Origin of the sequence: Chitinophaga sp. YR573 (assembly GCF_900110995.1) — a bacterium.
Lineage (GTDB): Bacteria > Bacteroidota > Bacteroidia > Chitinophagales > Chitinophagaceae > Chitinophaga.
Genome location: NZ_FOJF01000001.1, coordinates 4,049,962 through 4,063,169, shown reverse-complemented (window position 1 = coordinate 4,063,169; position 13,208 = coordinate 4,049,962). Strand labels below are relative to the sequence as shown.

Annotated in this window: 10 protein-coding genes; 4 read left to right on the top strand and 6 right to left on the bottom strand. The window is 41.7% G+C overall.

Features of this window, described 5'->3' with window-relative positions; all coding sequences use genetic code 11:
- The first annotated feature begins 120 nt into the window (after nucleotides 1-120).
- Nucleotides 121-1,674, top strand: coding sequence for a hypothetical protein (locus tag BMW86_RS17100; protein ID WP_089782938.1), 1,554 nt, complete (start codon nucleotides 121-123; stop codon nucleotides 1,672-1,674).
- Between the two features lie 162 nt (nucleotides 1,675-1,836).
- On the opposite strand, the gene BMW86_RS17095 is transcribed toward BMW86_RS17100, so the two are convergent.
- Nucleotides 1,837-2,997, bottom strand: coding sequence for a hypothetical protein (locus tag BMW86_RS17095; RefSeq protein WP_089782937.1), 1,161 nt, complete (start codon nucleotides 2,995-2,997; stop codon nucleotides 1,837-1,839).
- A 1-nt stretch (nucleotide 2,998) separates the two neighbouring features.
- Nucleotides 2,999-3,394: a hypothetical protein gene (locus BMW86_RS17090; RefSeq protein ID WP_143056603.1), complete on the bottom strand. Its 396-nt coding sequence runs from the start codon at nucleotides 3,392-3,394 to the stop codon at nucleotides 2,999-3,001.
- A gap of 190 nt (nucleotides 3,395-3,584) precedes the next feature.
- On the opposite strand from BMW86_RS17090, the gene BMW86_RS17085 reads away from it, so the two are divergent.
- Nucleotides 3,585-5,384, top strand: coding sequence for a glycoside hydrolase family 99 protein (locus tag BMW86_RS17085; protein ID WP_218149158.1), 1,800 nt, complete (start codon nucleotides 3,585-3,587; stop codon nucleotides 5,382-5,384).
- 61 nt (nucleotides 5,385-5,445) lie between these two features.
- Here the strand turns inward: BMW86_RS17085 and BMW86_RS17080 are convergent, their stop codons facing one another.
- The 4 genes from BMW86_RS17080 to BMW86_RS17065 are packed head-to-tail and all read right to left on the bottom strand — an operon-like array spanning nucleotide 5,446 to nucleotide 9,187.
- Nucleotides 5,446-6,516 carry a Gfo/Idh/MocA family protein gene (locus tag BMW86_RS17080; RefSeq protein ID WP_089782935.1) on the bottom strand — a complete coding sequence of 357 codons (1,071 nt, stop codon included), beginning with the start codon at nucleotides 6,514-6,516 and terminating at the stop codon, nucleotides 5,446-5,448.
- Nucleotides 6,517-6,529: 13 nt separating this feature from the next.
- Nucleotides 6,530-7,402, bottom strand: a complete 873-nt coding sequence (locus tag BMW86_RS17075; RefSeq protein ID WP_089782934.1) for a YegJ family protein — start codon at nucleotides 7,400-7,402, stop codon at nucleotides 6,530-6,532.
- A gap of 52 nt (nucleotides 7,403-7,454) precedes the next feature.
- Nucleotides 7,455-8,549 carry a hypothetical protein gene (locus tag BMW86_RS17070; RefSeq protein WP_089782933.1) on the bottom strand — a complete coding sequence of 365 codons (1,095 nt, stop codon included), beginning with the start codon at nucleotides 8,547-8,549 and terminating at the stop codon, nucleotides 7,455-7,457.
- Between the two features lie 5 nt (nucleotides 8,550-8,554).
- The gene (locus BMW86_RS17065; RefSeq protein ID WP_089782932.1) at nucleotides 8,555-9,187 is read right to left on the bottom strand and encodes an ABC transporter ATP-binding protein; all 633 of its coding nucleotides are present in this window, start codon (nucleotides 9,185-9,187) and stop codon (nucleotides 8,555-8,557) included.
- Between the two features lie 498 nt (nucleotides 9,188-9,685).
- Here BMW86_RS17065 and BMW86_RS17060 point away from each other — a divergent pair, with 498 nt between their 5' ends.
- Nucleotides 9,686-10,660, top strand: coding sequence for a ribonucleoside-diphosphate reductase small subunit (locus BMW86_RS17060; RefSeq protein ID WP_089782931.1), 975 nt, complete (start codon nucleotides 9,686-9,688; stop codon nucleotides 10,658-10,660).
- A gap of 90 nt (nucleotides 10,661-10,750) precedes the next feature.
- Nucleotides 10,751-13,207 (top strand): ribonucleoside-diphosphate reductase subunit alpha, encoded by a 2,457-nt coding sequence (locus BMW86_RS17055; protein ID WP_089782930.1) that lies wholly within the window; start codon nucleotides 10,751-10,753, stop codon nucleotides 13,205-13,207.
- Nucleotide 13,208: the final 1 nt, after the last annotated feature.

Below are 13,208 nucleotides of genomic sequence, written 5' to 3'. Positions count from 1 at the left end.
TCAAAGCTAGTTTGCTATGGTTATTAGTACATAGCTAAATTTGACTTAATTACGATATGTAAATACACCTGAAGATAATCATCTAATTGGTTATCAGATAATTATAACACATTATTAACGATGTCCAACAACCATCACGATGCCCTGTTCATACTAATAAAAACGCTTACTAAGGCAGAAAAACGGAATTTTCAACTTGCTTTCAATAAAAACAACACAAAAGAAGACGTTTTATTCATCCAGTTATTCAACACATTAGATAAATTAAAGGAGTATGATGAGGAGTTAATCCTCAAAAAGATCCCCGCTATAAAAAAACAACAGCTCAGTAATGTAAAAGCCCATCTGTATAAACAACTCCTTACCAGCCTTCGTCTGTTGTATAAGCAAAAAGACCCCTTGATAGACCTGAGGGAACAGCTGGATTATGCCCGCGTATTGTACAGTAAAGGATTATACAGCCAAAGTCTGAAGATTCTTTCCCGTGCCAAGTCAATGGCCATGGAACAGGAAGAAGTGATGTTAAGCTATGAAATTATAGAATTCGAAAAACTGATAGAAAGCCGGCATATTACCCGCAGTCTGGAAAACCGGGCTGATGAACTGAGTGCAGAATCCAAACTGATAGAACTCCGCCTCAGTAATGTGAGTAAGTTGTCTACCCTTTCCCTGCGTATGTATGGCCTGTACCTGAAACTGGGTCATGCCCGGGATGCCAGGGATGCCGAAATGGTGAAGCTGTTCTTTGAAAAAGAGCTGCCTCCCAACTGCAACCAGGACATGAGCTTTTATGAAAAGATACATCTTTACCAGGCATATAGCTGGTATTACTATATTTTGCAGGACTTCGTCATGTTTTACCGCTATACCCAGAAATGGGTAGACCTGTTCAGCGAATATCCTTCCCTGCAACGCACTGATATAGAACTCTATATCAAAGCCATGCATAACCTGCTGACAGCACACTTTTACACCATGAACCACGACAAGTTCATGCGGGTGCTGGAACAGCTGGAAACCTTCAATACCGAAAACCAGGAGTCCTTCAACGAAAACACACGGATATCCGCTTTTGTGTACCTGTATACAGCACGGATCAACCGCTACTTCCTGGAAGGAACTTTCAGTGAAGGGTTATCCCTGGTGCCTCAGCTGGAAGCCGAAATAGCTGAATATCAACTCAAAATAGATCAGCATCGTATCCTGCTGTTTTATTATAAAATCGCCTGTCTGTACTTTGGTAGTGGAGACAATAACAAGGCGATTGTTTATCTGAATAAAATCATTCACCTGCGTATAGGTAATCTTCGTGCTGATATACAGTGTTTTACACGCATACTGCACCTGATAGCCCACTATGAACTGGAGAATTACAGCCTGGTAGAATACCTGATCAAATCTGTGTACCACTTCATTGCCAAGAATAAAGACTTAGGACAGATGATGGAAGAGATCCTGAAATTCTTACGCAAGAACATCTATGCAAATCCTAAAGCTTTACGCAGTGCATTTGCCGATCTGAAGGAAAAGCTGGTACAGTTATCACAGAATCCTTATGAAAGAAGATCATTCCTCTACCTGGATATTATTTCCTGGCTGGAAAGCAAGATTGAAGGAATACCGGTGCAGAGTGTGATTCACCGTAAATTTGTGAAGAAGGAAAAGCGCATTTAAAGAGCAATAAAACAGGTTCAAAACAGTACTATCTTACGCTTATCCTACGCTAAAAGGCGTAGGATAAGCGTAAGATAGTACTGTTTTGAACCTGATCAGATCCTGTTTTGATCCTGTAATCAGATCCCGTAAATATTGCAGTAGACTAGCAATTTATCTTTTTTAGTTCGTCGGAAGGCCTACAGACTCACTACCAAAGCCCCAGTTAATACCAAATAACGCTACGAGTTTATTCGTTGATTCAAAACTTTTACCAAATGCGCCGTTGATATAGAGGTTATCACTTATCCTGTAATTGATGTACCCTACCGTTCTGTTAGCGCTGCCACTTTTCCCGTTATAATACCGGTATAAAGATTCGCAGCCAAAGGAAATCCTGTCAAATTCGAGTCCGGCCCTGCCACCGAAGTCAACACTGTTTGCCTTCTCCACAATTCCAAGTTCGTTTTTGTAATAACTATCATACAGATAACGGCCTGCAATGTTCACTGCCAGGTAACTTTTTGTGGCAGTTTCTCCTTTTGATAACGGAATATAGGTAGCCAGGGTAGTCCAGGCACCTTTCCTTCCTGTTTGCCAGGAAGAATCCCCAATGCCGTAAGTAGCATAAGCAGCGGCTACATCCCAGGAAAAGATAGGCTTTTCATTGATCAGATCATTGATCTCCTGTACGATATCATCTGTTTGTTTAGGCCGCAGATTTGCAAATTCTTTGATCAGCTGTTTTTTCTTTACAGGATCTCTTTCCATAGCAATAGCTGCTATCCCATCATTCAATTCTTCCTGTGCAGCATCATGCCATTTGTTGAGCATCTTATCCATCTTTTCACTGTATGATTTCAGATGCACTTTAATGATAGTGGTTTTGAGTCCCAATGCAAAGATTTTCTGCGATGCTGTAGCAGAATCCGGGATCATATCTTTATTTAAAAATGCAAGGGAGAAACTGGTAAATTTCAATCCGGAGAAAATGTTTTCTCCCACTACCATACTTTTATTCGTACGTGCATCCGTCATCGTTTTCAAACCTACAAAACTATATACGTCTCTCGACTTTGGTTTCAGCCACCAGTAAGGAGTAAACTCTGTTGAATAGTTTTGCGGAAAGCTGTTTCCGGATGATTGAAATGACTGTGCTACACCTAGTACAAATTCTTTAGGGGTATTACTTGTTTGTGTTAATGTAGGGGCTATATCAGTCAGGATAAATACAGGTGCATTGGGCACTGCCAGCTCTTTTAATTTAACGGTACCATCCAGGGATTGTGCGGATAAATTAATACAGAAGAAGATGAGTAGTAATGGTAAAATTGAGTACTTCATATCAGGATTTCAGTTCTATGTCTTTGTATAGTATTACGGTTCTGCAATCATCACTTATTTCTATGATGGGATCGGAAAACTCTTTATGCCCTTCTTCACCATCATCAAAAATATACCTGGCACTTACCTGTGTGCTGGCGCTTTTCCTCGCAGCATCATCACCCAGCAAATCTATTTTAGTCATTACAGTGATTGTATATTCTGCTAAGGCAATGGCAGGACCTATCCCCTGTTGCGGAATATCTCCTGAAGCATTCTCTGAATGAGCAACGGCCTTTAATGGGTCACCGGTGCCTGGTTTGAGGGCTATTGCACGGGATGCTGCTAACCCAAAGGTAGAGATATCAACAGCCATTTTTATCTGTTGCATTCCGTCGCCAACTTTATATGAACTCATGTGTCTTCGAAATTTAGGTAAATATAAGTCTGATGTATTAAATGGGGTATTACTTTTTGGGATTACGCTTCTCATGCTAAAATACAAAAAATAAGGCTTTTCAAAAATACAAACTACTTTGTATTTCTCAAAGTGAACCCCTTATATTTGGCCTAAGAACTATATCTCAGAATAACCCAAATTTGAACCCATGTTGAAATTACCTATGTCCTTTTTGCTTGCTTCCACGTTATTAACCAGCACCTTGCGGGCGCAGGTAGCCCCTGAAGCACAATCAGTAACCGGAAAAGTAATAGCAGGCTACCAGGGATGGTTTACCTGTTATGGAGATGGCTCTCCGATTGCCAGGTGGAGACATTGGTCTGGTGGCGTTTACCAGTCCAATGCAGGCGCTCCTGCCCCCGGTAGCCTCACCTTTGAAGCTTATCCTGATGTAAGTGAATATCCCGCTTCCCAGCTCTTCCAGACAGGCCTTACTAATTTAAGTAGTGGTGCTCCTTCAAAACTGTTCTCTTCCTATCCGCAGGAAACATTAGACCTGCACTTTAAATGGATGCAGCAGAATGGAATTGATGGTGTGGGCCTGCAACGTTTCCTCGGAGAAACCAAAGATGGGGTGTTTAAAGCACACCGCGACAGTGTTACTGTACGCATGCGTCGTGTAGCAGAAAAGTATCAGCGTATCTTCTACATCATGTACGATTTAAGCGCGGATGATACTACCTACTTTAAAACCGACTGGTCACATATTGAGAACGACCTGAACGTACTTGGTTCCCCCTACTACGCACATCAGAATGGCAAACCAGTTATCTGCCTCTGGGGATTTGGTTTTACCGGCAGGCCCAACGCTCCTGTGCAAAGCCTCGCCATTATCAACTGGCTGAAAAAGAAAGGTTATTATGTGATAGGTGGCGTGCCTACCAACTGGCTTAACGGTACAGATGATTCCTTCAGCGGATATGCAGATGTATACAAAGCGTTTAACATGCTCTCTCCCTGGTCTGTAGGGCGGTTTGTAAATAATGCAGGCGCAGATAATTTCAGTACCAATCATCTTGTTCCTGATCTGGCTTATTGCAATGCCAATGGCATCGATTATCAACCTGTACTCTTTCCGGGCTTCTCCTGGAGTAACTGGAACGGTGGTGCGAAAAACCAGATTCCACGCAATAAAGGAGAGTTTTTCTGGCATCAGTTATACAATGTGAAGAACCTGGGTATGAATACCGCTTATATCGCTATGTTTGATGAATATGATGAAGGAACAGCTATTGCCAAAATAGCAGACAGTTATCTTTCAATACCCGCTAATCAATACTTTTTAACCAGCAGTGCTGATGGAACTTATATCTCTTCAGATTTTTATTTACGTCTTGCAGGACAGGCAGCCAAAGTGTTAAAAGGTACTGCTCCTCTTACTACTAACGTCACTATTCCTTATGTAGTAGCACCAGTGTGGTTGCGCACCAGTCTCGAAGTTGGATATGATGCAGCCCTTACCTGGACAGACAGCGCAGAGCCTACTTCTTCACCCACTAATGTAACCACGCCTATCTGTGGAACAGTATCCGGAGAAACCAGTCATAGTGGTACTTATTCCATACGTGTAGCCGGACAGGATAATTCTGCTACAGCAGGTTCTTATTATTACTTCAAAACTTTTGATGTAAATATTCCGGTTACTGCCAGCACAAAACTCAGCTACTGGACATATCCTGTTAATACGCTTTCAAGATATGTTTCTGTTGATCTGATTTTCACAGATGGTACTGCGTTACGCAATACATCTGCCAACGATGTGAACGGAGTAGCGATGCATCCCGGAGCAGGCCATGGCACAGTGAATACCTGGCAGCAGGTACTTAGTAATATTGGCACCTGGGTGAGTGGGAAAACGATAGACAGGATTGTGATTGCATATGATCACACACAGGATACGGGGAGCTTCAAAACATATATTGATGATATAACTATTCAGGATAATTAAAAAAATAACCGGCCTCTAACGGGGCCGGTTATATGTTATTATTATAAAAAAAATATTACTCTTATAACACAATACGTTTCCCTTCTTTTGCAGACTTTCTTGCAGCCTCTAAAATCTTCACCACAATCAGATTATTGCTAAGAGAAGAAAGATCATTTACCGGATGAATAGTACCGTTTAATACCGCTGTGAGATAAGTGATATTATCCTGATAAACAGCTGCGGGTACAGTCAATGGCTGATAAATATCTTTCTGTCTTTGCTGTAATGTATTACTGTTCAGCGCATGTAAATAACCTGATTTACCAAACACTTCCCAGTCTTTAATACTGAAAGGCCAGTTCCAGGAAGCTTCAATGATACCGGTTGCTTCAGGATATTCCAAAAGAATAGTAGCATCATCATCTACCTTAGGATATACATCCGGTTTGATATGACGGGCAACAGCGGTAACAGCTATCGGTGCTTTGCCATCCATCATCCAGGTCATCAGATTAGCGCCATAACATCCAAAGTCTACAATAGCCCCTCCCCCATTCTTCACAGGGTCTGTTAACCAGTTGAGAAAATCTTTACTGCAACCTATTTCTTTAGGCCCTTCGTGTCCGTCATGCACAACCATTTTACGAACAGGACCAACAGCATTCTGCGATTTTACCAATGTATACAACTGCTGGTTACTATCATACCAGGTAGTTTCATAATTGGTGAGTAACTGGATATGATATTTGTTTGCCAGCGCAGCCATACGTTCTGCCTGTGCCACAGTAGTAGCCAGTGGTTTCTCCACCATTACGGAGATGCCTTTGGGTGCGCAGGCTTCTACCACATCAATATGCTCTGCAACAGGATTATATCCCAGAACAGCATCCGGATGTGTTTTTGCCAGCATAGCCGCCAATGTGGGATAGAATAAAGAATCCGGCAGCTGATAACTTTTTTTATAACGGGCAATCAGTTGAGAATCTGCTTCCGCAATACCCGTGATGATTACCTGTCCTTTTTTGTACTGGTGCATCAGCAGGTGTACATGATCATGACTCAGCCCTGCCACACCCACTTTTAATGGCTGTTGTGCTGCTGCTGTAAGAGCAGATAGTAATAAGAGACCGTAACATAATAGCTTCTTCATCTGTGGATATTTATCATTGAATATTTAATACTTTCCATTCATCATCTTCCTTAAAAGTATAGATCTTCTGAGAGCTTCTTCCTCCATCAGGGAAAGTGCATATTTCTGTAATAAGATACAGGTCTTCTGTAATCTTTTCTCTTTGCGGATAGGCACGGCTGAGATCCTTAAATACCGGGAAGCCTTCTTCCATAAGGTTTTTAATAAATGATAATCTCAATACATCTGCTGTTGATTCCAGTATATCCTCATTACCTATGCTATCATTCGTTTTATACAATAACAAACGGGCTTCTTCCAGGAAGTTCTTACAGGCAATTGCTTTTTCCATATCCTGTTCATCATATGCATCTTCCAGGCAAAGAATAGCACCTTCTGGTGTTGAGAAATCATGTATGAAATAATCAACTCCATCATCAATATACAGACCTGTCATTCTATCGAAATCAAGTCTTTCCGCTTCCGGCAATCCATCCCTGATAGCCCGGATAGTATACCCTCCTATCAGTCGTCCGTCTTCAATGATCATCCAGTCTGAGATAAACTGCGAATCAATACCTATACGCTGATCTTCATGAACAGAAGTAACATATACGGGTTTATTACCTACTACACCAAACAGATTGCCTTCCTCATCAAAGCTGGGAGTTGTTAACCAGAGATGTTCATTATTGGTGCCATCTTCTATCAATACTTTTACAGAGAAATACTGCTGATTAGGCTCAGGTGCAATCAGACTGTTCTGAAAATAATGCAGGGTTGCCCTTGCTTTTTCAATGGCCCAGTTCATGCGTATATCGTCATTGGCAACATTCACAACTGCCAGCTGAGCATCTTCTGCAATCGTTTTTTTGCTCCTGCCAAATAATCGAGATAATAGTCCCATCGTTTTTTAAGGGGTAGATTGGTGAATGCGTAAAAGTAAACTTTTACCGGCATTATTGCACCTCCTGTAAAGGAGCTTCGTAACGATAGTACCTGAAATAAAATATAACAAATGCAGTGAGTTGGAACAATACTGCCGCATACCAGTAATAATATGCCAGTGAAAGGAACAAGCCGGCTACTATAATAAGGAATACCCAGCGGAAATATTTATCCTGATCCAGTTGCGGAAAATATAACAGGCTACGCATCAGCATTAATATGCTGATACCAAAGGTGATATACAGCAGTAAATCAGCAGGGGCAGTTTTAAAGAGTAGCAGGATAAATTCCGGTAACATGATGAACAGATAGGTAGTACCTGTTTGCACATATCTTTTCCACAAAGGAACCGGTAACTGCGGAAGTGTAGACAGATAGAGATCGTCGAAACGGCGGTGATTAAATATTAATACGCTGTGTGCCAGCAGATTGAGCAGCAGCCCTACTAATATAACACGCTTATCAGGTTGATCCCCAATGAAAGAGCAGGCCATTAACAGGATCAATGCACCTGCGAACTTTGTAAGCGCCAATGCTTTTACATTACCATTGAGCAGTTCATATATATAGAACATCCAGAGAGGTTTGCGGAAACGGCGGTTTAACCATTGCACCCAATCGGAAAAGAATGGTGTAGTCCCCGGATGTTTTATTTTATGATCATAACTGCGCATAGGCATGATAGTCATGATGATGTTAAAAACTAAAATGATAATTGCCGGCACATAGGCATGTGTTTTAAGCGCTATCAGGATAGCAACGAGGCTGTATACCAATACCGGTACATACAAGCTGAAATGGAGCCAGTAAAGGGTACGCCATTTACGGGGCCCTTCCAGGATGCCGAGGGTAGCGTATAAAAAAGTGTTTTCTCTGGCAGACAATGTCTTTTGCACATAAGCCATACATTTCAGGTTGTATAACAACCAGATGAGCAATGTTATCAGCAACATACCCGGGCTGGTAAGAAAACCTATTATCAGGGCATAATGATAAGGTATGAGTTGATTGCCCGGCACGATGCCGAAGAAGAAATAAAATACAAACAGGAAGAATCCGGTATTGCGGGTATAATACCTGACTGTGAATACTTTCGATAACGCCATGATAGTTAGATTTTTACAATATTTCTTTCCTGTACCTGTAACTGAATAGACACTGCGCTAACCGGTTGATGAGAGGTAATGCAGAAAGTAACCCCATGTTTTGTGTAAAAGGATTCTACCATGTTGTACAGTAATGGAACAGTCTGTTTATCAAGCGTTATTAATGGTTCATCTAGTAAAATCACCTTTGGAGTACCGGTAAAAGCCAGCAACAGCGATAGTTTTTTAAGCATGCCGCTGGAATAGGTACTAACAGGTCTGTGGATAAATGTGTGGATACCTAAAAGTTCAATCAGTTCCTTAATATCCTGGTATCCGTCTCCTTTTGTTTTCAAATAAAGGCTAACTAAGTCATTACCAGTAAGGAAGCCGGGATATACCGGTTCAGCCTCTGCATAATTCACAAACCGGCGGTATTGTACTGGTTGCTTACGGCAACTAATATTATTCTCCAGTTGTATATCTCCCTTAAAAGGTATCAATCCCGCCATCACCTTCATACTGGTTGTTTTACCTGCACCGTTGCCTCCCAGCAGCCAGTAAATATTATGCTGTAACTGCAATTCCGGAATGTCCAGAATGACAGTTTCGTGATAAGCCTTGGTAATATCTTTTAGGGTGAGTACAGCAGATTGCATAAACGGATGTATTTATTTGTAAATATGTGCAATAAATAATTGTAATTCAGCTCTCAGCAGGGGTTTTAACAAAATTTTGTCTTACCACGAAAAGGGGAATTTCTGTACGAAAATCATTGGAAATATTTAAATAAATTTTAAGCTGTTATGTGCGTTTTGTGTGCGTTTAAAGTTTTATTCATACCCCTCCAACCCATGAAAGAGCCGCCATGCTATATCTTCTAAATCCCATTCTTCTTTTTCCACATTCTGTTAAAAACTTAAAAATCTTACAGGCACATTCATGTGTACATTTGTACAGTTCCTGACACAGTTGTGTGATTTATCGGGGGATGGCAAAAACCCCGATCCCAAGACCAGCTAAAAGTCATCTTTAGGAATATTTTAAAAAAAGGGTATTAACGTAAGGGGTCCAGGCATTCAACGCAGGAATTTAATTTCTTTCGTTACGTCCATTCTATCTGTAACAACCGTTAACCATATAAAAAATATTGAGTGATGAATCATGAGAATGAATTGCTTTTAAGAGAAAATAAGGATCGATTTGTACTTCTCCCAATCAACTATCCAAAAGTGTGGGAAAAATATAAACAGCATGAAGCCAGTTTCTGGACCGCTGAAGAAATTGACCTGAGTTCGGATCTTAAGGACTGGGGAAACCTGAATGACGGAGAACGTCATTTCATTACACATGTACTTGCTTTTTTTGCTGCCAGTGATGGTATTGTGAATGAGAATCTTGCCGTGAATTTCATGAGCGAGGTGCAGATTCCGGAAGCCCGTTGTTTTTACGGTTTCCAGATCATGATGGAAAACATTCATTCTGAAACTTACGCCTTACTAATAGATACCTACGTAAAGGACCCTTCTGAAAAAGATCGTTTATTTCATGCCATCGAAACTGTTCCTGCTGTTAAGAAAAAAGCAGAATGGGCATTGCGCTGGATCGATAACGGAAACTTTGCAGAACGCCTGGTAGCTTTTGCTGCCGTAGAAGGAATTTTCTTCAGTGGTAGTTTTTGTTCCATCTTCTGGTTAAAGAAAAGAGGTCTGATGCCGGGTCTTACTTTCTCCAATGAACTGATCAGCCGCGATGAAGGATTGCATTGTGAATTTGCCTGTCTGCTGTATAAGATGCTGGAAAACAGATTATCTGAAGAAGCAGTACAGAACATTATCCTGGATGCTGTAAAAATTGAAAAGGAATTTATCACAGAAGCACTACCGGTAGGACTGATCGGAATGAACAGTACGCTGATGTCTGAATATATTGAGTTTGTAGCAGACCGCTGGTTATCAGAACTGGGATATGCCAAAGTATACAATACAGCAAATCCTTTCGATTTCATGGAGATGATTTCTCTGCAGGGTAAAACCAATTTCTTCGAAAAACGTGTAGGTGATTATCAGAAGTCAGGCGTAATGTCTTCAGGAAAAGATAATCAGGCTTTCAGTCTTGATGAAGATTTTTAAACTATATGTATCTAAGGCATAATAATTGCATAGAACTGCTGAGATTATGCCAACTTTTTTAAACACTAACCTCTTTAAATTCATTTAACCATGTTTGTAATAAAACGCGACGGCCGCAAAGAAGCGGTTAAGTTTGACAAGATCACTGCCCGCGTGGAGAAGCTTTGTTATGGGTTGAATGCGGAGTATGTAGATGCTGTTGACGTGGCCAAGAAAGTAATCCTCGGATTATACGATGGCGTTACAACTACCGAACTGGATAACCTCGCCGCTGAAACAGCAGCGTCGCTTACTACTAAACATCCTGATTACGCATTGCTTGCATCACGCATAGCAGTGAGTAACCTACATAAAAACACAGTGAAGTCGTTTTCCAAAACGATGAAGAAACTGTTTGAATATGTTGATCCGAAAGTAGGAAAGCCTGCTCCATTACTGGCAGATGATGTGTGGGAGATCATTAAGAAGAATGCAGATATCCTGGACTCCAATATTATATACGACCGCGATTTCTCATTTGACTATTTCGGTTTTAAAACACTGGAACGTTCTTACCTGCTGAAACTGGATGGTAAAGTAGCAGAACGTCCGCAGCATATGTTTATGCGCGTGTCTGTTGGTATCCACAAAGAAGATATCGACTCTGTACTGAAAACGTACAACCTGATGAGCGAACGCTGGTTCACACATGGTACACCTACCCTGTTCAACGCCGGTACGCCTAAACCACAGATGTCCAGCTGCTTCCTGTTAACTATGCAGGACGATAGCATCGAAGGTATCTACGATACACTGAAACAAACAGCTAAGATATCACAGAGTGCTGGTGGTATCGGTCTCAGCATCCATAATATCCGTGCTACAGGTTCTTATATCAGCGGAACCAACGGTACTTCCAATGGTATCATCCCAATGCTGCGTGTGTTTAACGACACTGCACGTTATGTGGATCAGGGCGGTGGAAAACGTAAAGGTGCTTTTGCTATTTACCTAGAACCATGGCATGCGGATATCTTTGAATTCTTAGATCTGCGTAAGAACCACGGTAAAGAAGAAATGCGTGCGAGAGATCTTTTCTACGCTTTGTGGATGCCGGACCTGTTTATGAAACGTGTTGAGGAAAATGGTGACTGGAGTTTGTTCTGTCCTCACGAAGCACCAGGATTACATGAGTGCTGGGGCGAGAAATTCGAAGCGCTGTACGCACAGTACGAATCAGAAAACCGCGCACGTAAAGTAGTGAAAGCACAGGACCTGTGGTTTGCTATCCTGGATGCGCAGATTGAAACCGGTAACCCTTACCTGCTGTATAAAGATGCTGCCAACCGCAAATCAAATCAGCAGAACCTGGGTACTATCAAGAGTTCCAACCTGTGTACAGAGATCATTGAATATACAGACGCTAACGAAATAGCTGTATGTAACCTGGCTTCCCTGGCGCTGCCTAGTTATATTTCTAACGGAAAGTTCAATCACGATAAATTATATGAAGTAACTTATCAGGCTACGCTGAACCTGAACCGTATCATCGATAATAACTTTTATCCTGTTGAGGAAGCGCGTAACAGTAACATGCGTCACCGTCCTATCGGATTAGGTGTACAGGGCCTGGCAGATGCCTTCATCCTGATGCGTTATCCGTTCGAAAGCGAAGAAGCAAAACAACTGAATAAAGATATCTTCGAAACCATCTATTATGCTGCATTATCAGCATCAAGAGATCTGGCTAAGAAAGATGGTGCTTATGAAACCTTCCCTGGTTCACCTGCATCAAAAGGTATCCTGCAGTTTGATATGTGGGGTGTTACACCTTCCACACGCTGGGACTGGAAAGCACTGAAAGCTGAGATCATAGAACATGGTATCCGCAACTCACTGTTGGTAGCTCCAATGCCTACTGCATCTACTTCACAGATCCTGGGTAACAATGAGTGTTTTGAACCATACACTTCCAACATTTACACACGCCGTGTATTAAGTGGTGAGTTTGTGATCGTGAACAAACACCTGCTGAAAGACCTGGTAGAACTGGGACTGTGGGACGGAGATATGAAGAACAGGATCATTGCTGCAAACGGTTCTATCCAGAACATCGCAGAAATACCTGCTCCAATAAAAGAACTGTACAAAACTGTTTGGGAAATCAAACAACGTACTATCATAGATATGGCTGCTGACCGTGGCGCTTATGTATGCCAGTCGCAATCACTGAACCTGTTCGTAGATACACCATCTGCTTCCAAATTAACTTCTATGCACTTCTATGGCTGGAAGAAAGGTTTGAAAACCGGTATGTACTACCTGCGTACACAGGCTGCTACACAGGCCGTACAGTTCACTGTTGAAAAACAGGGTGGACAGAATATGGAGCCTATGGTTGCTAAAACAGCCGCTGCCGCAGAACCAGCAACAGCTACTGCAACAGCAGATACCGTTGCTACCGCTACAGCTTCCGCAAAGAAAGTTGACCCATCCCTGGATGAAGTTGAATTCATTGAAGGTGCAGTATGTACTATGGAAGAAGGTTGTGTAACCTGCAGTTCATGAT

What these genes read in the sequence shown, in the direction of transcription:
- BMW86_RS17100 (WP_089782938.1), top strand. Translation starts at nt 121, where the DNA reads ATGTCCAACAACCATCACGATGCCCTGTTCATACTAATAAAAACGCTT.
- BMW86_RS17065 (WP_089782932.1), bottom strand. Translation starts at nt 9,187, where the DNA reads ATGCAATCTGCTGTACTCACCCTAAAAGATATTACCAAGGCTTATCAC.
- BMW86_RS17080 (WP_089782935.1), bottom strand. Translation starts at nt 6,516, where the DNA reads ATGAAGAAGCTATTATGTTACGGTCTCTTATTACTATCTGCTCTTACA.
- BMW86_RS17055 (WP_089782930.1), top strand. Translation starts at nt 10,751, where the DNA reads ATGTTTGTAATAAAACGCGACGGCCGCAAAGAAGCGGTTAAGTTTGAC.
- BMW86_RS17090 (WP_143056603.1), bottom strand. Translation starts at nt 3,394, where the DNA reads ATGAGTTCATATAAAGTTGGCGACGGAATGCAACAGATAAAAATGGCT.
- BMW86_RS17075 (WP_089782934.1), bottom strand. Translation starts at nt 7,402, where the DNA reads ATGGGACTATTATCTCGATTATTTGGCAGGAGCAAAAAAACGATTGCA.
- BMW86_RS17060 (WP_089782931.1), top strand. Translation starts at nt 9,686, where the DNA reads ATGAATCATGAGAATGAATTGCTTTTAAGAGAAAATAAGGATCGATTT.
- BMW86_RS17095 (WP_089782937.1), bottom strand. Translation starts at nt 2,997, where the DNA reads ATGAAGTACTCAATTTTACCATTACTACTCATCTTCTTCTGTATTAAT.
- BMW86_RS17085 (WP_218149158.1), top strand. Translation starts at nt 3,585, where the DNA reads ATGTTGAAATTACCTATGTCCTTTTTGCTTGCTTCCACGTTATTAACC.
- BMW86_RS17070 (WP_089782933.1), bottom strand. Translation starts at nt 8,549, where the DNA reads ATGGCGTTATCGAAAGTATTCACAGTCAGGTATTATACCCGCAATACC.